At 71.7% G+C, this 24,557-nt stretch carries 23 protein-coding genes and 1 tRNA gene; 1 reads left to right on the top strand and 23 read right to left on the bottom strand.

The window, feature by feature from the left end; translation table 11 throughout:
* Nucleotides 1-95: 95 nt before the first annotated feature.
* The 6 genes from ACFVU7_RS05140 to ACFVU7_RS05115 form a co-directional block, all read right to left on the bottom strand.
* Complete coding sequence (locus ACFVU7_RS05140; protein WP_388044399.1) at nucleotides 96-257, bottom strand: hypothetical protein; 162 nt, start codon at nucleotides 255-257, stop codon at nucleotides 96-98.
* Between the two features lie 5 nt (nucleotides 258-262).
* Entirely contained in the window at nucleotides 263-3,685 is a 3,423-nt protein-coding gene (locus ACFVU7_RS05135; protein ID WP_388044398.1) for a phage minor head protein, read from the bottom strand.
* Nucleotides 3,675-3,917 carry a hypothetical protein gene (locus ACFVU7_RS05130; protein WP_388044397.1) on the bottom strand — a complete coding sequence of 81 codons (243 nt, stop codon included), beginning with the start codon at nucleotides 3,915-3,917 and terminating at the stop codon, nucleotides 3,675-3,677. Before ACFVU7_RS05130 ends, ACFVU7_RS05135 begins: the two co-directional genes overlap by 11 nt.
* The gene (locus tag ACFVU7_RS05125) at nucleotides 3,914-5,653 is read right to left on the bottom strand and encodes a hypothetical protein (RefSeq protein WP_388044396.1); all 1,740 of its coding nucleotides are present in this window, start codon (nucleotides 5,651-5,653) and stop codon (nucleotides 3,914-3,916) included. Before ACFVU7_RS05125 ends, ACFVU7_RS05130 begins: the two co-directional genes overlap by 4 nt.
* Nucleotides 5,650-5,985: a DUF1360 domain-containing protein gene (locus ACFVU7_RS05120; RefSeq protein WP_388044395.1), complete on the bottom strand. Its 336-nt coding sequence runs from the start codon at nucleotides 5,983-5,985 to the stop codon at nucleotides 5,650-5,652. Before ACFVU7_RS05120 ends, ACFVU7_RS05125 begins: the two co-directional genes overlap by 4 nt.
* Before the next feature lie 107 nt (nucleotides 5,986-6,092).
* Complete coding sequence (locus ACFVU7_RS05115; protein WP_388044394.1) at nucleotides 6,093-6,332, bottom strand: hypothetical protein; 240 nt, start codon at nucleotides 6,330-6,332, stop codon at nucleotides 6,093-6,095.
* Between the two features lie 173 nt (nucleotides 6,333-6,505).
* Between ACFVU7_RS05115 and ACFVU7_RS05110 the strand changes: the two genes are divergently transcribed.
* Nucleotides 6,506-6,697, top strand: coding sequence for a hypothetical protein (locus ACFVU7_RS05110; RefSeq protein ID WP_388044393.1), 192 nt, complete (start codon nucleotides 6,506-6,508; stop codon nucleotides 6,695-6,697).
* A 5-nt stretch (nucleotides 6,698-6,702) separates the two neighbouring features.
* On the opposite strand, the gene ACFVU7_RS05105 is transcribed toward ACFVU7_RS05110, so the two are convergent.
* From ACFVU7_RS05105 to ACFVU7_RS05025, 17 genes are all read right to left on the bottom strand, one after another.
* Nucleotides 6,703-7,035: a hypothetical protein gene (locus ACFVU7_RS05105; protein WP_388044392.1), complete on the bottom strand. Its 333-nt coding sequence runs from the start codon at nucleotides 7,033-7,035 to the stop codon at nucleotides 6,703-6,705.
* A gap of 105 nt (nucleotides 7,036-7,140) precedes the next feature.
* Nucleotides 7,141-8,727 (bottom strand): hypothetical protein, encoded by a 1,587-nt coding sequence (locus ACFVU7_RS05100; protein WP_388044391.1) that lies wholly within the window; start codon nucleotides 8,725-8,727, stop codon nucleotides 7,141-7,143.
* Entirely contained in the window at nucleotides 8,724-9,410 is a 687-nt protein-coding gene (locus ACFVU7_RS05095) for a hypothetical protein (RefSeq protein ID WP_388044390.1), read from the bottom strand. The genes ACFVU7_RS05100 and ACFVU7_RS05095 overlap by 4 nt, the downstream gene beginning before the upstream one ends.
* Before the next feature lie 2 nt (nucleotides 9,411-9,412).
* The gene (locus ACFVU7_RS05090; RefSeq protein WP_388044388.1) at nucleotides 9,413-10,390 is read right to left on the bottom strand and encodes a ParB N-terminal domain-containing protein; all 978 of its coding nucleotides are present in this window, start codon (nucleotides 10,388-10,390) and stop codon (nucleotides 9,413-9,415) included.
* Nucleotides 10,387-11,745 carry a hypothetical protein gene (locus ACFVU7_RS05085; RefSeq protein WP_388044386.1) on the bottom strand — a complete coding sequence of 453 codons (1,359 nt, stop codon included), beginning with the start codon at nucleotides 11,743-11,745 and terminating at the stop codon, nucleotides 10,387-10,389. Before ACFVU7_RS05085 ends, ACFVU7_RS05090 begins: the two co-directional genes overlap by 4 nt.
* Before the next feature lie 166 nt (nucleotides 11,746-11,911).
* Nucleotides 11,912-11,983 (bottom strand) — tRNA-Gly (locus ACFVU7_RS05080).
* A gap of 343 nt (nucleotides 11,984-12,326) precedes the next feature.
* The gene (locus ACFVU7_RS05075; protein ID WP_388044385.1) at nucleotides 12,327-12,629 is read right to left on the bottom strand and encodes a hypothetical protein; all 303 of its coding nucleotides are present in this window, start codon (nucleotides 12,627-12,629) and stop codon (nucleotides 12,327-12,329) included.
* 320 nt (nucleotides 12,630-12,949) lie between these two features.
* Nucleotides 12,950-13,423, bottom strand: a complete 474-nt coding sequence (locus tag ACFVU7_RS05070; RefSeq protein WP_388044384.1) for a hypothetical protein — start codon at nucleotides 13,421-13,423, stop codon at nucleotides 12,950-12,952.
* Between the two features lie 140 nt (nucleotides 13,424-13,563).
* Nucleotides 13,564-15,300: a DNA cytosine methyltransferase gene (locus ACFVU7_RS05065; RefSeq protein ID WP_388044383.1), complete on the bottom strand. Its 1,737-nt coding sequence runs from the start codon at nucleotides 15,298-15,300 to the stop codon at nucleotides 13,564-13,566.
* Between the two features lie 203 nt (nucleotides 15,301-15,503).
* Nucleotides 15,504-16,331: a hypothetical protein gene (locus ACFVU7_RS05060; RefSeq protein WP_388044382.1), complete on the bottom strand. Its 828-nt coding sequence runs from the start codon at nucleotides 16,329-16,331 to the stop codon at nucleotides 15,504-15,506.
* A gap of 133 nt (nucleotides 16,332-16,464) precedes the next feature.
* Complete coding sequence (locus tag ACFVU7_RS05055; protein ID WP_388044381.1) at nucleotides 16,465-17,586, bottom strand: hypothetical protein; 1,122 nt, start codon at nucleotides 17,584-17,586, stop codon at nucleotides 16,465-16,467.
* 83 nt (nucleotides 17,587-17,669) lie between these two features.
* Nucleotides 17,670-18,155, bottom strand: a complete 486-nt coding sequence (locus tag ACFVU7_RS05050) for a hypothetical protein (protein WP_388044379.1) — start codon at nucleotides 18,153-18,155, stop codon at nucleotides 17,670-17,672.
* 122 nt (nucleotides 18,156-18,277) lie between these two features.
* Entirely contained in the window at nucleotides 18,278-18,664 is a 387-nt protein-coding gene (locus ACFVU7_RS05045; RefSeq protein WP_388044378.1) for a hypothetical protein, read from the bottom strand.
* Between the two features lie 79 nt (nucleotides 18,665-18,743).
* On the bottom strand, nucleotides 18,744-19,217 hold the full coding sequence (locus ACFVU7_RS05040; RefSeq protein ID WP_388044377.1) for a hypothetical protein: 474 nt from the start codon (nucleotides 19,215-19,217) through the stop codon (nucleotides 18,744-18,746).
* Between the two features lie 86 nt (nucleotides 19,218-19,303).
* Nucleotides 19,304-19,747 carry a hypothetical protein gene (locus ACFVU7_RS05035; protein WP_388044376.1) on the bottom strand — a complete coding sequence of 148 codons (444 nt, stop codon included), beginning with the start codon at nucleotides 19,745-19,747 and terminating at the stop codon, nucleotides 19,304-19,306.
* 165 nt (nucleotides 19,748-19,912) lie between these two features.
* Nucleotides 19,913-20,743 (bottom strand): class I SAM-dependent methyltransferase, encoded by an 831-nt coding sequence (locus ACFVU7_RS05030; protein WP_388044375.1) that lies wholly within the window; start codon nucleotides 20,741-20,743, stop codon nucleotides 19,913-19,915.
* Between the two features lie 98 nt (nucleotides 20,744-20,841).
* Complete coding sequence (locus tag ACFVU7_RS05025) at nucleotides 20,842-24,540, bottom strand: ParB/RepB/Spo0J family partition protein (RefSeq protein WP_388044373.1); 3,699 nt, start codon at nucleotides 24,538-24,540, stop codon at nucleotides 20,842-20,844.
* Nucleotides 24,541-24,557: the final 17 nt, after the last annotated feature.

Below are 24,557 nucleotides of genomic sequence, written 5' to 3'. Positions count from 1 at the left end.
TCGTACGTGGAGTGGTAGCCCGGCCTATCACCAGCGGCGCTCCCGACCAGCATAGCCAGGTCGGCAGCGCCGCATGCTGTGCGCGGTTTGCCGGTCTACCCGTCCTTGCCCTTCTCCCGGACGACGCTTCCGGGGTACCGCCTGGAGACCGTCTCGGCCGTCGGCTTGCTGGAGCTGGAGAACAGGACCTTGCCGGCGCCTCCGTCGGCGACGACCTCGAACTGTTCACGGCGGCCCTTCTGGCAGGCGCATCCCATGGCGGTCAGAGTCCCTTCGTGGTGGTGCCGGCGAGGCCGGCGTCGGTTTCGCGGCGGGCCGGGGTGATCGCTGCGGACAGCTCCTCAACCTCGGTTCGGGCTTGGGCTCGCTGGTCGATGGCGTCGGCGATCCGGTCGAGGAACGCGCCGTCGGTGAGCAGCGAGGCGATGACCTCGGAGACCTGCCCGGACAGCGTGTCCGGGGCCCGTCCGGACGTGGTGTCCGGACGGTGTCCGTCCAGGCCACGGCTCAGGTCGAGGCCCACATCCTCGGCGATCGCGGACACGACCTTGGACACGTCCGCCGGGATGTCCGGGCGCTGTCCGGACAGGGTTTGCGCGAAGGCGGCCGACGCCGCGAGGGCCATGTTCGACCGCTCGATCACCGACGCCACCAGCGGCGAGGAGTGCCCCGGGACCGGCACCGACAGGACGGCACGGAGCTGCCACTTACCGCCGCGCTGCGCCTGCCGGAGGTGGTACGACGGCTGGCACGCCTGGAACACGCTGCGGTCCCAGTCGGACAGGTGCGGCGCAGCGGCGCCGGAGAACCACATGCCCCGGCTGTTCATGCCGACCGTGACGATCCCGGCCACCGTGCGGGTGTCGTCCCACTGGCACGCCGCGGTCTCACACTCGGCGCCGTCCCGGTGATGGCCGACGTTCATCGTCATCGCCCCGGCCCGCACCGTGCTGCCGTCGTCCACCGCGAACTTCGCCCGCAGGAAGTGCGTCAGGTCGATCTCGCCAAGCGACTCGATCGTCACCTTCTTGCCGGGGATGCCCGCGTGGGGCTCGCCGGCCTGCGCGACCCAGCCGTAGATCCGGCCGTCCGCGTAGTGCACGCCGCCAGAGCCGGGCGGCAACTCCGCCCCCGTCGGTTCCTTGAACCAGGCGGCGGGCATCGGCGGGGCGGAGCGCATCGTGGTCCACATCGAGGCGACCAGCTCGTCCTCCGGCTCGCCGGACGCGGTGGCATCCGGGCCCTCCGGGTGGTTGGTAGGGCCAACGTAGAGGCCGCGCGCGAGGCGAACCAGCCGACCGGTCTCGGCTGCCCGGGACAGGTGGCGCTGCGCGGTGACCATCAGCAGGCCGAGGGTCTTCGCGACCTCGCGGGCGCCGAGCGGCACCGGGGAGGAGCGGACGTACGCCACGACCTGGTCGTGGGTTCCGTCAGCGGAGGCGGTCTGCTCTTCCACCGGGGCGGCGGAGGCCCTCGGCTCCTCCATCGGGTCCAGAACGATCCTGGCGCGGTTGTAGGCGGGCATCGCGACGAGGGTCGCGCCGCGCACCCGGGCCCGGGTGATGCGCATCAGGAAGTCCCCGGACGTCTCGGAGTGGATGACCAGGCCGTCGGTGCTGTCCGGGTCGCCGGCCGCCGCGGTGAGCTTCCCGGCCCGGTCGATCAGCGAGCGGGCGGCATCGGCGGTGACCCGGCCGTCCGGGCCGGTGATGAGCTGCACGGTCTGCTGCGCCCGGGCCAGGACCGTGCCGGAAGCCGTCCACTCCGGGGCGGTACGGGCGGTCACCATCCATGAGCCGTCTTCGAGGTGCAGCAGGCTCATCGCGGCGAACGACGCCGCGAGCGAGTACCAGCTGTCGTCCTCGGCGAGCTGCTGGTCGGCCGGGTTGTACGTGCGATCGACGAACTCCACCGCGACGTCGTCCAGGTCGACGCTCACGCCGAGCGGGGCGCCTTCCTCCAGCAGCATCACCGCGTCGGCGCCGGCGTCGCGGCTGGGGTAGAGGACGCCGATGCCGCCGATCCGGTCGCCGCCGCGGGTCATCTCCTGGATGGAGCCGATCAGTTCGGCGCCTTCGTGGCCCATCAGCATCTCGTCGGCGTACTGGAGCGGCCACGGGCCGTCCGACCAGTACAGGCTGTTCTTCGCGAACACGCGGCCGTCGCCGGTCTGTTCGTTCTCGAAGGCCAGGCCGGTGTCGCCGGGCGTGGACCAGCTGCGGGTCTCGACGCCGGCGGCCGTGGTGTCGTGGGTGTCGCTCATGGGGGCGTCCTCCTCAGGGGGGCCGAGCGGGATGTCGGTGTGCTCGCCGGCGAACGCCACGCGCAGCCGGGTGAACGTGATGGGGCCGAGCCGGTCGGCCATCTCCTGGAGCGGCCACCCTTCGTCGCTGTACGCCGCGCAGACGTGCGGCACCCATGGCGAGTGCTGCACGGGGACGGCCGGCCGGTCGTGGGTGCCTTCCAGGGCGAGGACCGCGGCGTCGTGGGCGTCCGCCAGTACCGGGGCGCCGTCGGGGCGTTCGCGGTCGTCGCCGACGGCCCACACCCACGACGGGGTGGCGCCGTACGGGTTCCAGTGGTTCACGCCGAACGCCGCGCCGACGATCGGCCCGTTGAGGAGGTCGGCGGCGGCCGAGCGGACGTTGTCGACCAGCTCGGCGCGCTGGCCGGCATCCCAGTCGGCGCCTTTGCCGAGGAACACCAGGGTCAGGTGCAGCTCGTCGGAGACTTCGCCGCCGGGCAGCGCGATGCGCTCGGCGTCGGCCGCGCTGGGCATCAGGGCGATCACCGCCCCTTGCAGGTGGCTACCGTCGGCGGCAGCCGTCACGCTGGGTTCCACGTCGGTTTCCCTTCGTTCTGAAAATGCCACCCGTGGGGTCACCTGAGGATCGAAGGCCGAGGCGCGGTGCCGGGCCGGGTCAGGGGCCAAGGCGATGCGGCACCGGCAGTTCACGGTGAGCCCAGGCGGCGCCGTCGGGTCGCCGGGGCGGGCCAGGTGGAAGCCGCCGACGGTGAACGGCTCACCGAGGAGCTGGATCTGGCCGTCCGCTTCCTTGTGGGCCGCCCTCGCGCGGCCGTCGCGCCGGGCGACCCACTGCTTCACGAGGGGCCGGTCCGGACCTGTCAGGTCCCGGCCGGCAGCTTCCACCGCGGTGTTCCAGGCGCGCGTCGCCTCGGTGCGGGCGATCCGCTCTTCGCGGCCGTCGCCGAGCTGCGCACCTTCACGGGCGAACGTGGCGCGCAGACGCGCGCGGAGCTGGTCGACGTCTTCCCCGGCGTCGACTCCGGCGGCGAGGTCCCGCGCGGCGGCGGCGGCCAGGCGCTCGCCGACCGCGTTCAGCAGGTACTCCGTCACGGTGACGTAATCGCCGAGGGTGCGGGGCAGAGGCCGGCCGTCGTCGTGGCGGCCGGGGAGGTCGTCCCAGCCGGGCGGCAGCTCGGCACCGACCGAGTCGGCGGCATCCGCAGCGGCGGTCTCGGCTACGCCGAGGAGGCTGCGGACGATGCGGGTCACCCGGCTGCGCCACATCCGGGCGATCCGGGACACCGAGAAGCGGGCGGCCACGATCTCCGTCGCGGTGAGTAGCTCGGCGGCGAACTCGTCGGCGACGTCGGCGAGGGCCTGGGCGACGGCCTCGGCGACCTGCTGCTCGGCCTGGTCGAGGACATGGTCACTGGCCACGGCCGGTCCGCCTCTCGATGGGTGGTTCCGCAGGGTCGTCGCAGACCTCGCACCACCGCCAGCCGCCGACCTTCACCAGGCCACCCCGGGCGAGCAGCCAGATCTCGCCGTCCAGCACGGTGAACGCCTTGCAGGTCGGGCACCACAGGGCGGTGGTCACGGCTCCGGCGGTCAGGGAGACGCCAGCCTCGACGGCGGGGTCCTGCTCCATGTGCTGCTCGCCCGGCCTCATGCCGCGATCCCCCGCCCAGTGCAGGACGCGAGCGCGGCCGGGACGATGTCGTAGGAGTGGACGATCCCGGCGGCGACCAGCTCGCGGCAGTAGCTGTCGAGGCTGGCGGTCATGCAGTCCGCGTCCAGCCCGTAGCGGGCGGCGACCTCAGGGACGCGCGTCCACGCGCCGTGGAGGAGGCGCCACTGGTCGATCTGCTCGGCGCTGACAGTGAGCAGCGTGTGCAGGGCAGCGGGCTCGATCTCGCGGGCCCGGCCGCGTTCGGAGCGCGGGCAGGCGGGGGTGCGGCGCAGCTTCTCCCCGGCGGCCGAGAGGGCGGCCCAGATCAGGCCGTCGGCGGCGGCGAGGAGCCCGGCCGCGTCTGCCGGGGCCGGGGCGGCGGAGGCCGGAAGGGTCGCCGGCTCGGCGGTGGTCTCGTCGACCGGCAGCGGCCCGGACACCGGGGCGGTGGGCTGGTGCTGGGCCGCGCGGGCGGCGACCTCGGCCGCGTCGGGAGCATCGGACTCGTCGAAGCCGGTCTCGCGGCGCAGCGCGCGGGCCGAGATCGCGCCGAGTTCGTACAGCTTGAGCGCCGTCTCCGAGCGGTTGGTGCGCACCCTCAGCGGGCTGGAGTCGTACCAGACCAGGCAGCGGCCGGCGTCCTCGACGCCCTCGGCTTCGAGGAGCGGGCGCAGCCACTGCGTGGTGAGGGCGCGGCTGACGGTCTTGAGCTTCGGCTCGATCCCGAGACGGATCGCCTCCGAGGTGAGCGCCCAGGCGCCCCAGTGGTTGACGTCGCCCATGCCCAACAAGATCTCGGCGGGAATCTCGCTGCCGATGGCGAACCGGCGGATCGCCTCTCCGCGCAGCTTGAGCGCGAACTCGTCGAAGTCGGACTCCATCCGAAGGAGCTTGATCTCGGAGACGACGTCGGCGGGAACTTCCAGCACGATCGGGACGGTGGCGGCGGCGGACTCCGGGTCCTTGATCGCGGTCTCGGCGACCGTCATCAGGACCTCGATCAGGTCGTCCTCGCCGGCCTGGCCGGGGCCGGTGGGGAACCTTGCGCCCTTCGGCACCAGCAGGATGCCGCGGCCGGTGATCCGCGAGCGGCTGATGGCCTTCACGGCGGCGCTGAGCAGCGCCAGTTCCTCCAGCTGGTCGAGGCTGGAGCGGACCGCCGAGTCCGCCTCCATGTACTGGTCGGGGCTCGGCTCCCACACGCGGATCGCGACCGGTGCCGAGTCGTCGAGCGGGGCGTCCGGCACGGCGGGCGGAATCGTGACCGGCTCGCCGTCGATGATCGCCACTAGCCCGCCGGACTGCTGCCGAACCTCCTTCACGGACAGGACCCGCCACGCCTCGGTGGCGTCCTGGCTCTCGTCGACCGGCAGGACGATGATCCAGCCTTCGCCCGCGACGGTCAGGTGCGGACCGAACGCGCCGAGGAGCTGGGCCTGCCCGTCCGGGCCTCCGGCGATCTGCGCGACGATCGCGGTGGCCGGGTGGTCCGGCGGCAGGGGCTCGATCGAGCCGTCGTCCGCACGGCGGCCCGCGAACAGGGTGCCGCCCGACATGGCGTTTCCCGTCCAGTTCCCGAGGAACCGCACTTCGGGGACGGTGCGGTAGTGCCGCCACGCTGCGAGCTGCCACGACTGGTCGGGCCCGGCCGAGCGGACCTTGCGGTTGGTGTAGCGGGCGGCGGCGGCGGTCAGCGAGCGGCCGGAAGCGGGTGCCACGCGTACGGCGGCGCTCATCCGGCGTTCCGGGAGTCGTCCCACCGGTTGGCGAGCACACCGCCCCCGGCGACGGCCAGCCACTCGACGCCGTGGACCAGGACCGGGGCGTGCGCCCACTGGCCGGTGACGAGGAGGTAGACGGCGAGCACGGCGCCGGCGACCCACCAGCCGGTGCAGTACACGCAGGAGATCAGGGTGACCAGCAGCTCCCGGGCGCTGGACTCGGGCCGGTTCTCGTGCCAGGCGAGGACCCGGTCGCGCGCCGGATCCAGGATGGTGTCGTGGACGACAAGCTGGGTACCGCGGTACGTCGCGAGAGCCAGCACGGCGAGTTCTGCGGCTGCGATCAAGGTTGCCCCTCGGGTGGTGCCTCCGAAAACGAGGGGGCATCGTAGGGCAATCGGCGAAATCCCGTCAGAAACGAACGATCACGCTGCAATTCGGGCGTGATCGGACGTCAGAACAGGGACGTCGGATCGTCCGGCTCGGGCTCGACGCCGGGGATCTCCAGCTGCGCCCCGGGGCCCGGCGTGTCGATGATCTCCAGCGACTCCTTGCAGGACACCAGCACGCCGCCCACCCGGCGCTCGTCCGGGGCGTCGTGCCGCCACAGCCGGCCCTTCGACGGCCGTCCGGCGACCGGCCCAACCGCGACGTCCTTGGGGCAACTTGGGCACTTCACCCGGGGCAGCTTCACATCCGCAGTGTGACCGACCGGGCGCAACGAGTACAGCCGCGTGAGGCCGGCCGCTATGCTTCCCGCCCCCGGGGACGGCGGTCGGCTTGACGCCAGTGCCCATGGGAAGCGCCGAGATTGATCCGCACTCGGTGGCCGCCGTCCCCGGTCAGCCGGCCGCTACGCTGCCGCCCATGGCTGCCCACCACCCGCACCGCTGCGACGACACCTGCGTCTGCCCAGAGCACGGCACCACGCTGCTCCACGCCCCCGCCGCAGGCGACCACGCCTGCCAGGACCCCGACTGCCAGCACGGGCAGGGCGGGTTCGACCCCGGCGCCGCCCTGCTGGCCAAGACGCTCCAGAGCCGGGCGGGCCGCCGATAGCGCCGTCACCGGGACGCCGCGGCGGCCTCCTGCCGCTCCTTCCACAGCCGCTCGTACGCCCGGTGGCAGGACCAGTACGTCCAGCCGGTGACGGACAGGCAGGCCGGGAGCAGGCCCTCCGCCTCCTGCCACTCGTGGACGACCTCGCCGTCCGCCGTGCCGTCGTCGAGGACGTACGCCGACTCGAACTGCGCGTTCCCGGCGACGGTCGGCCTGCTGCCGGTGAGGGCCCAGCGGCGGCGGTACGTCTTGCCGTCCGGCCCGGTCTTCGTCACCGGCCCGGGGATGGGCCCGAAGTACGCGCACGTCGGGTCGGTGGCCTTGTCGTGTTCGGTCATGCGGGCAGTCTCCTCCAGTAAGCGGGGCGCCACCCCGGAGTTAGACCGGGCACAGGGGGGCGCAGCGAGGCGCGGGCCGGGGCGGGGGTGCGCCCCGGCCGCCCGTCACCGGCGGATCCGCCGCCCGTACAGGCCGGCCGCCGCGCTCTGCTGCGCCGCGCCGGTCCCCTGCTGCGGGGCGGTCGGCAGCGGCGCGTGCACGATGGCGCCCTTGTTGGCCTCCGGGATCAGGCCGTAGACGAGGATCGTCGAGGCGTCGATGCGGCCCGGCGAGTCCGGGTCGGTCGGCATCCACGTCGACCACTCCCGCTCCATGTCGGTGAGCACCCCGCGCAGCCGCACCCGGTCCTGCACCATCAGCTGCGCCACCGGCTCCGCCCTGAGCAGCTTCCCCTGCTTCGCGCGGATCGGCATGATCGCGGGCATCAGCACATCGGCCGGGATCACGCCCTCACGCTGCAACGCCTCCCACGAGTTGCTGAGCGCCAGCACGGCCATGTCCCGGCCGAAGTTCCACTCCACGTAGATCACGGCCGCGTCCGTCTCGTACGCGAGCCGGCACGCCGCGGTGGACCACTCCGCCGAGGACATCGCCGCCGAGACGTCGCGCGTGATCCACACCCGCTTGTCGTCGCCGAGGAAGCCGCCGACGACACCCGCAGTGTCCCGGCCGCCGCCGGACGGGTCGACCGCTACCGCGATCTTCTGCGGCGTCACGCCGTCGCCGGTGTCCCGGATCAGGCGCAGCAGCGCCTCCGACACCAGCGCGCCTTCGGCCGGCTGCGGGTCGCCCTGCGCCAGCGAGTGCCAGTCGCGGACGATCGACGTGCGCTTCATGTCCGCCCACCAGGCCAGCAGCGCCCGCCGGTCCCGGGTGCGGATCTTCGGGTGCGGAAGCGGGTCGCCGTCGCGGCGGCCGAGCGGGTCCGGCCCGAACTTGCTCGGGTTCGCGATGGCCGGCAGGTGGATGACCTTCCACCGGCCACCGTCCTCGATCCGGCCTTCCTCGGTCAGGCGGCGCCCGGCCCAGTCGTCCGGGTGCCAGCGGGTCTGGATCCCGACTACCGCGTTGCGGTCCGGCTGGAGCCGCTTGAGGGCGGTGGACGAGTACCAGTCGTGCAGGGCGATGCGGGACGCCTCGCTCTCCGCGTCCGCGCGGTCCTTGTGCGGGTCGTCGATGATCAGCAGGTTCGCGCTGTGGCCGGTGAGGCCCATGCCAACCGACACGGACCGGACGCCGCCGCCGAGGGTCACCGACCAGTCCTGCATCGCCCCGGACCCGGCCTTCATCCGCAGGTCGTACTCGTCGCCGTACTCCTCGACGTACGACCGGATCGTCTTGCCGCGCTTGAGCGCCAGGTCGTCGCCGTACGACGTCACCACGACCGCATCCGCCGGGTACAGGCACAGCCACCAGAACGGGAACCACTCGCCGACCGACGTCGACTTGCCCACCTGCGGCGGCGTGAAGATCATCAGCCGGTCGTAGTCGCCGCTGGTGACGCCGGCCAGCGCGTCGCCGATCAGCCGCAGGTGCGGGCGCAGGCGGAACGTCGGGTCGAGGCCCCGCGCCAGGGTGACCGGGTCGCGCAGCAGGTCCCGGCTCATCGCCCTCTTCGCGGCCTCCAGCCGCTGGAGCACCGTGGCGTCGTCCAGGTGCTCCAGCCCGTCGGCGGCGTCCCGTGCCCTCACTCGGCGCCCTGGTCCTCGTCGTCCTCGCCGTCCGGCCCGGCCGGGTACGTCTCCTCGTCGTCCTCCTCGTCGGCCTGGCCGCCGCCGGCCGGGACCTGGTCTTCATCGTCGGTGCCGTCGACCGCCCGGAGCCGCCGGTTCACCGACTCGGCGAGGTCGGCGAGCTGCTTGCGGCGCTGCTCCTCGGGGAGCTGGGCGAACGCGGCAATCTGCGCGGCGAGCGGGTTCCCGCCCTGCCCGGTGATGGCGATCGTCTCGGTCGGGTCGCCGAACAGCACCCGCCGGTGCCGCATGGCCACGTCCATGAGCCGGATGAAGTCGCCGGGGGTCAGGTCATCGGCCCGCAGGGTGCCCAGGCGCTGCGCCAGCTTGCCGATCGCTGCGCCCAGGATCTTCGAGTCCGCCTCGGCGGCCTTGCGGCGCTCCTCCAGCCACGTCGCTTCGTACAGCCGGTCCAGGTGCCGGTCGTACGCCTCGACGCGCTCCCGCCAGCGGAACTCCGCCGCGACGTTCCTCACGTGCCCGGGCGCGAGTGTCAGGGTCTCCGCAGCTCTCACAAGGGTGCGGGCCCGGCCGAGGTCCCGGTACGTGACGAATTGCCCGTGTTTGCGGGCTGACTCTCCGGGCTGCCGCTCCCAGGGGTCCAGGGAGGGGTTCAGTGCGATCGGCGGGTTCGTGGTCATGGCTAGGCGTCACCCTGCGGAGCGGGGGCGTCGTTCTGGGGGGCGTCAGGCGGGGCGGGCACCGTGCTGGGCTCCCAGTTGCTGCCGGACAGGTACTCGCCGGCCAGGCGCTCCAGCAGCAGGTAGCCCTTGCCTTGCGGGATCTCGCCGCGTCCCTCTGCCGCGGCGATGGCCTTGTTCAGCGTGGCGGCTGCCGGGGCGGGGAGGTGTCGGGCGCCGATGACGGTCTCCATGCCGACCTGCCCGTTGTGCAGCGCTTCCCATGCCGGGCTCTGGTAGCCGGCCTGCAAGTCGGTGAGGTGGTTCTCCACGATGGCGAGCAGCGCGTGGATGACCGTCGCGACGTTGCCGACCTTGTGGGCGGCGTGCGCGGAGGCGAGCGTGTCGAGGGTCTGCTCGTAGTCGGCCCGGGCCGCGAGCCACGAGACGGTCTGGCCGAGCTTCACCTGCTCGAAGGCTTCGCGGGCCACTTCGAGCTCGGCAGGCAGGAACACCAGGCTCACGGTGGCGAAGTCGAGATTCGCTTCGGACAGGCCCTCGGGGCTCACCTCGGCGAGGAGCTGGAGCGCTTCGTCGTCCAGGCCGGAGTAGGCCCGCCAGTCGACGTCTTCGATCGAGTCGTAGAGCTGCTTGAGCGTCGCGGGGTCGTCCTTGCCCGCGATGCTGTTGTGCGAGAGCTGCCGGGCGATCAGCTGGTCTTTCTCCTGCGGGTCGTCGATCAGCATGCAGTCGATCTCGTCGATGCCTGCTTCGATCGCGGCGCCGGTGCGGTGGTTCCCGGAGAGGATCAGCTCGTGGCCTTCGGCGTACTCGCCGGCCCCGTAGATCAGCGGGACGCTGGTGAGGCAGCCGTCGGCCTTGACGTTGGCGACGAGTCGGTCCCACTCCTCCTTGGCCATGTAGCGGGCGTTCACCGTGAGCGGGGTGAGGAGCCGCGGGTCTCGGCGGACAAGTCGGGCCTTGAGCGGGCTGCTGGTCATCGCAGGAGGTCCTTTCCGTGCTTGCGCTTCCACAGGTCGAGGGCGCCGGCGAGGTCGTAGTTGCCGAGCGGGCCGCCGTATTGCAGCTGGTAGGCGTGGATGCCGTCGCCGGGGTCCTTCGCGGTGGCCTGGGTGCGCTTCTGGAGCTTCACGCCGGGGATGCCGCGGCCGTACTTCGCGCTGTTGGGCCGGTCGGTGAACGCCGTCGTCGACCACGAGCTGATCCGCTTCGACAGGCAGCGCTGGATGAGGAGCTGCGCCTCCCGGGTGGAGGCGGCCATCACGATCAGCTTGGCGAGGCGCCGGTACTTGGTCCACGACACCGGGAAGTCCGACATCAGGTACGCGCAGTCCGGGTCGAACTTCGGCGGGAGGTACGCGAACGCGCCGATGAGCTTGCCGTCGACGGCGACGCCGACCGCGAGGAGCGGACTCCCGGGCTTGATCGACTTGGACATGAACTGCGACCGGACGGCGGCGAACTGGCCGCCGGTCAGGATGTGCAGGCTCATCCGGTCGCCGAGCTCGTCGTTCTCGCCGATCTTCGGCATGCGGATCGTCTCGATGGGCTGCCGGGGCCGGACGATCCGGCGCGGCCCCGAGGCGGCGTACACGTAGATCGGCATGCCGCGGTTCGCGGTCTGGACGACGCCGGCGAGCCGGTCGCGGAGCTCGGGGCGCTCGATGTGCAGGCCGAGGACCCAGTTCGGCCGGTCCTGCACCTGCTCGATGATCCGTTCCTTGCCGTCCTCGGTGAGGTCGCCGAACGTCGGCTCCGGCCAGGCGAACGCGGCGTCGATCGGCGCGAACTGCGCCTGGTAGTCGCCCGAGTAGAACGGCGGGAACATCACCACCGGGGCCTCGGGCGGCACCTCCTGGTCGAGGTAGTCGCGGACGTCGCCGGCGAAGAACCCGCCGAGTTTGGTCTGCAAGCCCTTGAGCTTGGTGGCGGTCTTCTCGTGCATGCGCGGCCACTGGTCCTGGGTCGCGGCCATCATCCGCCGGTAGTAGGCGCCTTCCTTGCCGACGAACTGGAGGAACCGGGTGCCTAGCATCAGCGTCGCCATCAGGTCTGTGCGGTCCTCGAGGTACGGGTGGAGCCAGCCCAGCTCGTCTTCGTACTCGGGGCGCAGCGTGAAGTCCAGCGGTTGCCCGGCGAGGAACCAGCCGAGCGAGCAGGAGTACGCCTGGATGTCGTTGCCGTGGACGCGGCGGGCGTCGCCGAAGCGGGTGTGCAGGACCCGCTCGATCGTGAAGTTGCCGGAGCAGCCGACGTAGATGTCCTCGCCCGGCCACGTCCCGGCGTGCTCGTAGATGATCGACCTGAGCGGAGCGGGGATCGAGCCACGGAACATGCCGGCCTCCGGCTGGTGCGCGCCTAGTGGGTATCGGGTGCGCTGACCGGCCGCTGACCTGCACCGGTCGGCGCGGCCAGGAATGATGACACACCGGGCGAACAGGGTGTTGGGGTCGGAAGACGGGCGAAGCCCCCGAGGGACCGTCCCCGAGGGCTTCGCGGTGAGCGCCGGCCAGGACTCGAACCTGGGCCTCCCAACCTGGTAGGCGGGCGTGCTGACACTGCACTACCGGCGCGTGCGGCCGGCTACGCCCCGGCGGTGCGCAGCTGACCGGCGCGAAGCATGGCACATCGGGGCGAATGGCCACAAGCAGTGCCCCAGGGAGGCCCTGGGCCCGTCCTGTGGCGTCCCGTCAGGAGATCCACGAGGTTGGGGAAGGCGGTCCCAGGTGGACGACTTAGACGCGCTGGACGCCTCCGGCGCGCCAGGCGGCGGCGACTTCCCGGTAGGCGGCCTGCCAGTCGTCGTCGTAGTGGCCGGTGAACTGGGCGGCGACGATCGTCTGCACGGCGGGTGGGCGCCGGCATAGGGAAAGCCCTCCGGGCCGGAGGTACCGGCCCGGAGGGCTTTCCATTGGATCAGCCGAAGCAGATGCAGTGCTGGTGGACGAAGGGGGCGGTGCCGTAGAGCCGGGCGGCGTTCCTCATTACAGCAGAGAGGGTCTGGCAGAGGTCGCTGTTCTCGTGCTCCCGGGGCTGGTCGGTCGCGGCAGCCTGGAGTCGGACGATGAATTCGACGGCCTCGACCTCGGAGAGGTTCTGGAAGGTGCTGGGCTGGCCGGTGCCGATGGCCCGGAGCCAGGTGGTGAACTCTGCGATCTCGGCCTCGGTGAGGTTGGTGAAGAGGCCGGCCGGGTTCTGGGTGGCGGTCTGGATGCTCATGGTCTACGCCTTTCCGGTTTCCCCTTTAAGAGGGGCCTGAATTACCGTGATAAATGGGGGGTAATCCCCTTGAGAAGTGCCTGATTTCCACTGTTGATTTATTAAGGTTCGATACTTCATACATTCCCTAGAGTGACTTTGGCATACCAATTTGCCCAAGTTAATTTTGGAGAGTTTTCCGCCCTGCCTGCGCTCCTTCCGAGCTCGGGCGCGCGAAAGGGCCGGGAGCACGCTCCCGGCCCTTTTCATTTCCGCTTGCCCGATTCAGCCTTCCCAGCAGGCGACCGCCCCGGTGTGGCCCCGGCCCGGCTGTCGGTTGGTCAGGCTGCGGTCGCCAGGCAGGCGGTCAGCATGTCCCGGGCCGTCTCGTCGACCGAGGTCGTGATCAGGTCGGTGACCGCGTCGGGGCGCAGCGGGTGCGGGTACTCGCCGCCCGTGTACTGGTCGCCCTCGCCGAGCAGCATGTCGGCCTCGTCGCGGGTCAGCGCGGTGCCGTCCGCCAGGTGCCAGGCCCACAGGCCGTACGCGCCGTCGTCGGTGACGTCGGGGACGGTCACGGCCACGATGGCGGGCGCGTCGTCGTCCAGGGCGGTGGCGATCGTGTCGAGAAGCCGGCCGAGCTCCAGGCGGTCGAAGCCGACCTCCCACTCGGGGCCGAGCTCGCCGACGGCCTGGGCGAGGCCGCCGCGGGCGGGGATGACCGCGAGGGTGATCCGCGTGTCGTCTTCGAAAACCGTGTTGATCGCGGCGATAACGACCTGGGCGGCCCGGGCGATGGTGGAGGTGCTGCGCATCTTGATCCCTCTCTGGGACGGTCGTGTGGGAGGCTGTGGGGGTCGCGTCTGCCGGGGTCGTAGTACCTGGTGGGGCGGACGCGACCGGCGCGGCCGACGGATTCCCTCGCTTTTGCGCCCGTCGGCCGCGCACTCGACGGTCAGGCCGCCAGGCCGAGCCAGGGGCGCTCCTGGCCCGGGGCGTACCGGTCGATCTCCTCGCCGGTGACGCACTCGACCAGGGCGCAGAGCAGGACCTCCGCCGCGTTCGGGGTGACCGCGTTCCCGTACTGCTTCACCCGGTTCTTCTTCGAGCCGAGCACCACGTAGTCGTCCGCGAAGCTCATCGCGCGGCCGATCTCGTGGGGCTGGAGCATCCTGAACAGGACCTTCGAGACGTCGTACTCGCCGCCCGGGGTGATGAACGCCCACCGGTCGCGGGTCGGCTGGGTGCCCATCGGCTCGCTGACCGGCTTGGCCCGGCCGTTGCCGTAGTACGGGACGAGCAGGCCGTCACCCGGGGTGGTGATCAGACCGTGGTGGTTGCCGCCGGCGGACACGGTGTGCAGGGGCTCGGTGATGTGGCGGGCCTTCTCCAGGTCGCCGCCGCCCCGCATCGGGATCACGAACGGCGCCGCGTAGGCGAGGGCCGTCTCCAGCCGGGTCGTCTGGGTTCGCAGCGGGTTGTCCAGGCTCATCGCCTTCTTCCCATCGCGGCCCTCGCAGGGGATCAGGATCGGGGGGATCACCAGACCGTCGGACTCCCGGGTGGTGCGGGTCGACATCGGGTCGAGGACGCTCGCCGCGCCGGTCCGCCAGGTTCCGCCAGCCGGGACGAGCAGCGGGGCTGCCTGGCCACCGGCGAGGACTTCGCCGAACAGCGCACCCTGTCCGACGTCGGCCTGGCCGCCGGGCGCCGGCCAGTAGCGCTTGATCCCGGAGCGGATGCGCGCCATCGTGTTGACCGCCAGGCCCTCGGGGCACTCCTCGGTCTTGGGGCGGTCGCCGATCGGCGTCCCGGCGATGGACCAGTCGATCGCCGCGGCGGCGGAGAGGACGTCGGGCTCGACGACCTGGCCACACAAGGTCTTCGGGCACCGGTAGGTGTAGCTCGCGCGGTACCGGCCCATGTCCTTGCCCGGCATGGTGAACACCTGCATCGAGTCGACCCACTCCGCGCAGTTCTTGCACCACGCCTTCGGCCGGAGCCACTTGTCCCAGTCGGGGTGACGGCCGAGGCTCTTGTGCCAGTAGGCGACGTACAGCCGGTCGCGGCTCTGCGGGGCCCGGTGGACGCTGCGCGGGTCGGCGTGCATCGAGTTCAGCGCGATGACCTTCACGTAGTAGCCGAGCTTGCGGATCTCGTTCAGCCATCGGTCCCACTCGGCCCACTGCCGGACGTCGGTGACGTTCTCGACGACGCCGGCCTTGACCAGGCCGCCGCGCTCGATCACGCCGCGCAGGTAGAGCGGCACCTCCTCCATGAGTGCGCGGGAGGCCTCTTCCTCCTTGGTGGGGCCGACCGGCTTCCCGTCCTCGTCGGTGCCGAACTTCTCTGCCTCCTGCTCCGCGTACAGGCTCAGGAGGTCGCCCTGCATCGCCTTGTCGAACTCGCGCTTCTGGCCCTTGGCCATCGACCAGTTCGTGCACTCGGGGCTCGCCCAGAAGATGTCCGTCACCGGCCAGGCCCAGACCGGGGCCTTGCGGATGTCGCCCCGGTAGTGGGCGACGCCCGGGAAGTTCGCCTCGTGGCTGTCGATGGCCTGCTTCCAGTGGTTCGCCGCGCGGGACACCCGCAGACCGGGGACCGCGTGGGCGCCCTGGGAGGACCCTCCCGCGCCGCAGAACCAGTCCATGACGGTCAGCTCGTCCGCCCATGCGGTCTTGAATGCAGCCATCGGTTCGCCTCTCGCTGGTGGCCAGGCGTGCGGAGATTCCCGCCTCTGCTCGCCTGGTGGGGTGGTGTGGAGTTGATCTACCTTCATCATTCCCAAATGGACTTGGACTAATCCATTTGGCCAAATAGATTAGCGCAAGATTCGGGGCTCGCAGGCGAACGGGCGGCGGGCATTGTGCCCGCCGCCCGCCTCCAGGCGCTCGGTCAGGCTTCGCTGGCGCGCACCATCGCGCCGTCCGCGACGTATGAGCCGTCCTCGATCACGGCCAGGTCGAACAGGGCCTCTCGCGGGCCGCGATCGACGCGCAAGGCACGGTGCCAGCGGAGACCGTCGCGGTCGAACCGTCGGCCGCCCTCGGTCTGCCAGCTGAGGGACCACTTGCGGCGCCCGGACCGCCCGCTCTCGGACAGCCCCCCGGCGTACCCGAGGGAGCAGACCAGCATCCGCAGCCCAAACATGAACGGCTTCGAGAACATGCACACCGAGCAGCTGCGCCGGCCGTCGAGGTCAGCGACCAAGCCGCCGAGGAACGCCGCTCGCTGCTCCCTTGGGGCCGTCAGGATCCAGGCCGGAAAGCGGCGCCCGGCTCCGTACGGGCCGAAGTGCCCGTGCATCCAGCCGACCAGTTCGGGGCAGACAGCGTCCGCCGCGGCGCCCCTGAGCCCGATCATCGTCCCGGCCGTACGGAGCACGTCCACCGGGTCGGCGCCGACAAGGGCAGCGGGCAGGGCAGGGAACTGCAACTCGCTCCCGAGGTCAATCGGAGCGCCCACGTGGTGCCGGTCGGTCAACTCCCCGGCCTTCACCCACGAGGCGGCCGACATTCCGTCGCCACCGGGGTTCGCGAGGAGGAGCGACCCGGTCCGCACTCGGAGCAGCTGATCGGCGGTAGTCACCAGGCCGGTGGCGAGCCCTCCGCACTGGACCCGCACGGTGTCAGCGCCCTTGACGATCACGCGGCTGATCGGCTGCCACCGGCCCCGGTGGGTGAACACCTCGTGTCCAATCAACAAGTCTTCGATGCGGGCCATGCCGTGCCGGACGAGGACCATGGTCCCGGCGGGGAAGCCGCCCGCGTTCCGCTGGGTGCTGTTCGTCATCGCTGTGCCTTTCGCTGAGGGGGCCGGCGGGCAGGGTGGCCGCCGGCCGATGACTGATGGCCGGTCAGGCCGCGCTGGTGGCGGGCCGCTTGGCAGCGCGGCGGACGCGGTCGCGCTCGCGCCTGCACGCGCGGCAGGTCCGGCGCCCCTTGTGTTCGTAGGTGTTCGCCGTGTCCAGGTGGTGACCCTTCGAGCAGTGCGTGCGCTTGCCGTCGGGGCGCGGGGCGCCGCACTTCGGGCACTCGGTCTCGTGGTGCTCGGGGAACGCCCCGCAGGGGCACTCGCGGGTCTCGATGCACCAGGTCCATCCGCCGCCGCCGATGGCGTAGAGGCCGTCCTCGTCGCGGGCGACGATCTCCACGAAGCGCTCGGGGCGGGCCGGGTCGAGGTGTTGCCAGCCGACGACCATCACGACCGCCTGGTCCCCCTCGTCGAGGACGTGGACGGTGTCGAAGGTGCCCGCGCCGTACTGCTCGTTGAGCGCGGCCAGGTCCGCCGAGAGCTTGCGGGAGGCGTCCAGGGTGAAGCGCGGGTGGACGTAGCCGTTGCGCCGGTAGCCCGGGTCGACGACGGCCTCGGCGGTCACCACGTCGGTGTCGATGCAGACCCGGGTGCGGATCGGGGCGGTCGCGGCGGCCTGCTCGACGGCCTTCCTGGCGGCTTCCTCCAGGGCTTCCTTGGCGGCCTGCTCGGCGGCCTGCTTGGCCTGGTACTGCTGGGCCTTGTCATCGGCGGGCATCTCGCAGTCCCGGCGGTGCTGGCCGCACTCGTCGCAGTGGGTCTCGTGCCAGTCGGTGCCACCGTCGCAGTCGACGCACCACCAGGACTTCTCGTACCAGCACCACTCCCAGCCGCCGATGCCGTACAGGCCCTCCGAGGTCGGCTCGATGATCTCCGTGCACTCCTCGGGGCCCTCGTCGCCGATGTACATCCAGCTGACCTTGGCGACGACCACGCGCGGGCTGCCGTCCTCGGTGGTGCCGCCGTCGATGACGTGGATCGTGTCGACCGCGTCCAGGCCGTACTCCTCGGCCTGCTGGTCGAACCACTTGGCCAGCTCGCGGACGGTGTCCAGGGTGAAGTAGGGGCTCAGCCAGCCGTTCCAGCGGTTCGTCGGGTCGACCTTGGCCCGGTAGTCGGGGCCGTCGAGGGTCACCCGGGTCCAGATGCGGTTGGTCACGCTCATCGTGCGCTCCTTGCTGGGGTCTGTGGTGGGTGGCCGGCCGGGCGGGATTCCCGCCCCGCCCGGTCGGCGGAGGTGAGCTTGGGTCAGGCGCTGGCGCCGGCGGGCCTGGCCTGGTCGTCGCGGGTGCGGCCGCAGTTGTCGCAGGTGGTGTTGTGCCACTCGTCCCGCAGGCCGCAGGCGCACTGCCAGGTGGCGACCTCCCAGGGCCAGTCCCCGCCGATCCAGTACCGGCCGGTGGGGTCGGGGGTGACGATGCGGGTCGCGGCCTTCGGGCCGTCCGCCATGTGGTCCCAGGTGATGACCAGGACGATCGCCTTCAGGGCGGGCGCGTCCTCGTCCTGGTCGAAGTCGTGGTCGCGGGGGTCGGTGTCGTCGTCGTCGCCGAGGACGTGGACGGTCTGCATGCACTCGTGGCCGATCCGCTCGGCGAGGGCCTGCGTGGCGGCGGCCAGGGCGCGGGCGCCGGCCAGGGAGAAGGCGGGGGCGCGCCAGCGGTCGGTGTCGAGGTCGGTCTCGGCGTCGACGGCCAGCCCGTCGTCCAGGAGGAATCGGGTGGTGACCAGTCGCATCTGACATCTCCTTTGGTGGGGTATGTGGTGGATTGTGGTGCTACCAAGATCATTTCCGTAATGACCTTTGCTAACCCATTTGGCCAAATGGATTTCACAAAAGGTCGGCAGGGGTTCGCAGGTCAGAGCACATCCGGCTCGAAGGGGATCAGCGGGAACAGGCCGTCCGTCGCGTACCAGCACCAGGCGTGGCCGCCGACCGCGTACCGGCCGTCCGCGTTCGGCCACAGGATCTCGGCGGCCCGCTCGGCGGGCTCGCCGCCCATCCACATCCAGGCGACGACCAGCACCACCGCGTGCGCGGTGCCGTCGACCTCGCCGTCCAGCACGTGCACCGTGTCCACCGAGCCGTGCCCGTACCTCGCGGCCTCCGCCTGGCTTACGGCCGCGATCTCGCGCACGGTCTCCAGGTCGAACCAGGGCTTCACGTAGCCGTCGCACTGGTCGGCGGGGTCCACCATCGCCGGGTACCGGTCGCGGTCGTTGCAGCACACCAGGGTCTCGATCATCGTTCTCTCCTCCGGTCATGGGTCCGGCCGGCGGGTGGGGCTCGCGCCCCGGCCGCCGGCCGGTGGGTGGTCGGGTCGGTCAGTCGAGCGGCAGGGTCGCCGCGCGGGCCAGGTCCAGGCGGTACGCCGGGCGGCCGTCCCGGTCGGGCAGGTCGGCCACCAGGGGCCGCCAGGCGTCCGCCGTGCTGTCGTCCAGGTAGGCCGTCCACTCGCTCATGTCGAACAGGCCGACCCCGGCCTCCTCGGCGCCAACGGCGTCGGCGAAGGTGCGCTCCTCGCCGGCGGCCGTCCAGTAGCGGCCGGTGGCGCGCAGCGCGCCGTCCGGGTTGGCGGCGAGCTCGGCGTGCGCGGCGTCGAAGCCGGCGGCGTGGTCGCAGCCGGTCAGCACGTCGCGCACCGCCGCGGCGGTCACGACGACCATCACGCGGCCGAGGCGGTCCGCCGCCGCCCTGCTCGCCTTGATCGCCTCGTCGGCGGCGGCGCTGATCGCGCGGCCGGAGGGCAGGTTGTAGGCGGTCCACTGGGCGGGGCTGGTGGGGCTGTGGGCGGGCACTGGGCCTCCTGTGAGGGTTCGGGTGGAGTGAGGGGAGCCGGCCGGGCCGGGGCGCCGCTTGGGGGCGCCCTGGCCCAGCCGGTCGGTCACAGGTCGAACAGGGTGGGCGGCGCCTGCACCGTCGGCCGCGGCTGGGAGCCCAGCTCGGGGATCACCTCGCCCGTCTGCTCCCCCCAGAAGCGGGCGAACTGCGAACGGTGGCACCAGTTGTTCGGCTTGCTCAGGACGTCGAAGCAGAGCAGCACGAGCGGCGTGTCTCCGGCCGCGTTCCGACGGGCGATGAACTCCAGCTCGGCGCGGATCGCGTCGAGGCCGACCGCGTTGAGCTGGCGCCGGTACTGGAGCTCGTAGGCGTCGGCCGGCAGGCCGGAGCGGGCCGCGTCGACCAGGTCCCGGCTCGGGGTGATGGCCTGCGCGTGGCCGGCGATCGGCTCGGTGAAGAACCGGGCTCCTCCGACGGTGGTCCGCACGGGCAGGCCCATGGTGGGCCGGTACTCCTGGTAGGTGCAGGTCGCGAGGGTGAGAGTCATGCTGGGCGGTTCCTTCCGCTGCTGCTGGTGGTGGGGGGTCATCTTGGGGCCTTTCGTGGCTCGCAGTGCTGGCCATAGTGGGTAGCCACTATGGCCAGCGCCTGAGACGCCTTGTGGTTTCGGGTGGGGCCCGGGGGGATCGCGACAAAGTCGCAGTTCAGGGGCTTACGCGGCGATGCCGAACAGGCCGAGCTGGACCGGCTGGCGCATCAGCCAGTCGTAGGTGCGCAGCGGGCCGCCCGCGTAGCCCGGGAGGAACACCAGGCAGGTCCGGACGCCGGTCCCGCAGACCTTGAAGCTGTCGTCCGGCAGGGCCTCGATCTCGCCGCCGACCTCTTCGACCATCGCACGGAACTCGACCGAGGCCCGGTCGGTCCACCACATCAGGCCCTGACTCATGACGGAGACTAGGATCCCGTCGTCCTTCATGAACGCGATCGCGTGCTTGATGTGGTCGAGGCCCTTGGCGAAGGGCGGGTTCATCACGATCCGGTCGAAGCCCTCCGGGTAGTCCATCGGGTCGACGTCGAGGAAGTCCCCGCCGATGACCATCCGGCAGTCGCCCTGCTGCCGGAGGACGTTCGCGCGCACGGGGTCGATCTCGACGGCGTCGACCACGGCGCCGCGCCTGGCGAGTTCGGTGGTCAGCGCGCCCGATCCGGCCGAGGGCTCCAGGACGGTCGCCCCGACCCAGGCCCCGGCCAGGTCGCAGACCTGCATGGCCAGGCTCGGCGGGGTCGGGAACCATCCCTGCTCGGTTCGGGTCGGGAACTCGCCGGCCGCCAGGCACTGCCGCATGTGCTCCTCGATCCGGTACGGGAAGACGTGCGCGTGGACGGTGCTCGCGCCGTTCCACCGGCCACCCATCTCCTTGAGCACCCTGTCCAGTTCCTCGTACCCGTTCCGGTCGATGGAGAAGGGGACGCGCACCCGGTCGTCGCGGATCTCGGTGCGCGGGTCGGTGAGGACCGCGAGGACGCTGCTGGGGAATCGCATGGGCTTCCGCTCTCTCGGTTGGCGGTGGGGTGGGGCGCACCGCGGTTCGGTCGGGGTGCGCCCCGGGGTGGTCATAGTGGGTACCCACTATGCGAAGGTCAGGCGGCGGCGAGCTCCGGGTTGATCTGGATGGTGCTGCCCTCGCGGACCGCGGCGATGGCCTCGGCCTTCCGCAGGTTGGCCTGGGCCTTGGAGATGACGTCGGCCAGGTGCTTGAGGCGCAGCGAGTAGCCGGCGACTCCGCCGGGGGTGCCGGCGAGCAGCAGGGCCAGCTCCTCCGGGGCGGCCGCGGCGAGGTCGGCGAGGATCTGGCCGCCGCTGCTCAGGCTGTCGACCTTGCCGACCAGCTTCTTGCGGTCGTTCTGGATGCGCTCGCGCTCGCTCTCCGGGAGGTGTGCGCCGGGCAGCAGTTCCTCCTGCTTGTCCTTCGCGGGCCGCGGGTCCGCGTCGGCGAGGACGAAGAAGCTGCCCTGCTGCTCCTGCCTGGCCTCCTCGGTGCGGGCGGCCTGGGCGAACGCCTCGGCGTCGCGCACGGTCTTGAACTCGTCGCGCGTCCACTTGGCCAGGAACCGGGCCTGGTTGTAGGTGCTGAGCTGGGCGACGTACCAGGAGAGGCCGACCGGCAGGTGCCCCTTGGAGAGGGCGTCCTGGGCGGCGGCGCTGAGCTTGAGGAGGTCGATCCGCCAGCCCACGTACTGGGGGGACTTGCCGACCATCTTGGCAACCTGGGCGAGCTCGTAGCCGTATTCGTCGACGAGGCGCTTGAAGCCCTTCGCCTCCTCCATGGGGGTCATGTCGGCACGGGCCGCGTTCTCGGCGACCTGCTCGGCCAGGGTCCTGCCCGCCTCGGCTTCGCCGCCGGTCCGGACGATGGTCTTCATCTCGGTCAGACCGGCGATCTTGGCCGCGCGCCACCGCCGCTCGCCCACGACGATCTTGTAGCGCCGGAGGCCGACCCTGCGGATGGTGATCGACTGGAGCTGGCCGATCTCCTTCATCGAGTCGGCGAGTTCCTGGAGCTTGACCGGGTCGAACTCCTCGCGGGGCTGAGTCTCGTCGACCTCGATCTGCTCGATTGGGATGAGCTTGTGCATCTCGCGCACGTCGAGCGCCGGGGCCTTGGTGGCGACGCTTGTCGCGGTCTTCACCTCGCTGCTCGTCTGGACCTTGGTGGGCTCGATGACCTTGGCCTTGGCGGCGTTCTTCTTCGCGGTGCGCGGCTTGATGGCGGTCGCCTTCTTCGCCGCCGGCTCGGCGGGCGCGGCGGCCTTCTTCGCGGCGCGGGGCTTGGCGGTCGCCTTGGCGGCAGGAGTGGCGGTCATGGCGCGGGCCTTCCTGGTGGGGTGATGGTTAGTTACACCATCATCATTTCCGGAAGTAAATTTGTCCAAACCAATTTGAGCAACGAAGTTTCCGCAAATCCGCAGGTCAGAGGCCACCTCCAGCTCGGGCGCGGGCTCGACGGCGGGCTCCTCGGCCGGCTCCGGCGAGGCCTCCGCGACCGGCTCGGCCGGGACGGGTTCGCCGGCGGGCACGCGGCAGAGCAGGCCGTCGGCCCGGACCGCCCAGTCTCCGCCCGGGGGCAAAACCAGGGCCGACATGTTCACCGGCTTCCCGCAGTTGTCGCAGCCGAAGTCGCCCCGCTCCCGGACGCGCAGCGGGCCGCTCTCGTCGCAGCGCGAGCAGTGCAGCGGGATCAGGTCGTCGCGGCCCTCGCCGGGCCGGGCGGCCGGGGCCGGCTGGGCGGCGCCGACGGCCGCCGCATAGGCGTTCGCGTAGGGGGCCAGCTCGGTGCGCTGGTCATTGCCCCAGTAGAGGGCGCCGACGGGGTCCGCGCGGAAGCCCGCCACCCAGGCGTCCAGCGGCTCGGGCGCGTAGTGGCCGTCGGTGCCGCCGAGCTCGTACGAGATGTAGCCGCGGTGCGCGCGCTGCTCGAACTCCTCGGGGGTCATGGCGAGCGGCCGGTTCTGGTCGAGCAGGGCCTTGAACCAATCCGCGAAGCGGGGGGCGGTGGCGTTGGGCATGGCGCCGGCCTTCCTGGTGGGGTGGTGAGTGGTTACGCCACCATCATTTCCGGAAGTCAACTTGTCCAAACCAATTTGAGCAAAGAAGCTCCCGCAAATCCGCAGGTCAGCGGCCTTCTCTGGCTCGGGCTCCGGCTCGGCGGCGGGCGCCGGGGCGGCGTCCGGTTCGGCCGCCGGCTGCTCGGGCTCCGCCGCCGGGACCGGCTCGACCGCGCAGACGATCCCGGCGCCCGGGCCGCCGCTCCAGCTCCCCCGGTACCTAAGCCCCAGCCCGGCCACCAGCTCGGCCACCTGCACCCGCAGCTCGTCCGAGTGCACCGACCCCGCGTACTTCGTCCCGGCCAGGGCCTCGACCTTCACCGGCGGGTGGCCCGGGTGCGGCTTGCCGCGGCCGTCCAGCCAGGTCACCAGGGCCTCCGTCGCGTCCCACCGGCACTCGACCTTGACCCGCTTCGGGATCTTCGGGTCGGCCCGCTTCTTCGGCGCCTTCGGCTTCGCGGCCTCCGCCTCCCGCAGGGCGCTCGCCGGCGAATCCGCCGACGCCGCCGCGGCCGACTTCGTCCCCGGGATCTTCCCGGCATCCAGGAATGCCCGCATCGCCGTCTCCGGGCACCGGGCCTTGACCTTCGTGTAGTCCGCCACGTGCGTCCCGTGGCGGCCCATCTGCTGGGCGGCCTCCAGGGTGACCACTCGGCCGCTGGCCCGCAGGTTCCAGGCGATGCTGAGGCTCTTCGCATTGACCCGGGCCACCTGGTGCCAGTCGCCGCAGTACAGGGCGTAGTCGCCGGGCACGAAGTCTGCCGGGCCCCAGACCTTGAAGCCCTCGGCCTCGGCCTTGGCGACGATCGCCCGCCAGTATCCGAGCTCGTCGCACAGGTCCAGCAGCTCCAGGTCGTTCGCCGCGAGCGCGTCGACCAGCACCTCGGGGTCGAGCTCGCCGTCGACCGCCTTGGACGCCCGGGCGACGGCCTGCGCCTGACGGCGCTCGTATGTCCGCTTCTCGGCCTCCAGCTTCTCGATCCGGCGCAGGGTCGTCCCCGGGTTCTTGCGGTGCTCCTCGTAGTGCCCGGCGGCCTCCGCGCGGGCCGCCCAGTGCTGGGCGCGCTTGCCCTCGGCGATCGACTTCCGCATGTGGCCGTCGATCCGCTCGGCGTCCTTCTCGGCGCGGCGCTGGCTGTGGTGGCCGACGAGGATCGGCTGCCCGAACGGGATGTGCCGCATGATCGATCGGGCCGCCTCGTGGCGGGCGTCGGACGCGGCGAGCGCCCGGCCCGCGCGGTCGTCGAAGCGCTCGGCGCGCTCCTCGGCCCGCTCGGTGCGGTCGGCCTCGGCCTCGGCGAACGAGCGGCGCTCGTACTCGTCGATCTCGACGGCGACGGTGAAGCCGGCGGCCTCCAGAGCGTCCTTGGCCCGGCCGATCCGCCAGGTGTCGGCGCGCCGGTCGCGCGAGCGTGGCAGGTACAGGCCGACCGTGCGGGACGAGCGGAAGCCGATCGGGCGCACGATCTCCCAGACGCCGTCGCCCTTACGGCTGCCCTCCAGCAGGGTTCCCTGCGCGCGGGTGTGCGTGATCGTCAGGTCCGGCTCGGCCTGCACCGGCTGCTCCTGCTGCTCCGGCTCGGACGGGGCGGCGGCGCCGGGGCCGGCGATGGCGTACACGGCGGGCTTCGCGTCGGTGTGCCAGGCGTTCTGGTGGCCCTGGCGGGCGTCGTCCTCGTCGGGGACCGATGTCCCGCACCAGCACAGCGCGCGGGCCTTCCAGGTGCTCTCCATGACGTCTTCCTCTCTGG

It is taken from the genome of Kitasatospora sp. NPDC058046, from assembly GCF_042885595.1.
In the GTDB taxonomy this organism is placed as follows: Bacteria; Actinomycetota; Actinomycetes; order Streptomycetales; family Streptomycetaceae; genus Kitasatospora.
The sequence above is the reverse complement of the archived record's forward strand: the minus strand, read 5'-3'. Positions and strand labels throughout refer to the sequence as shown.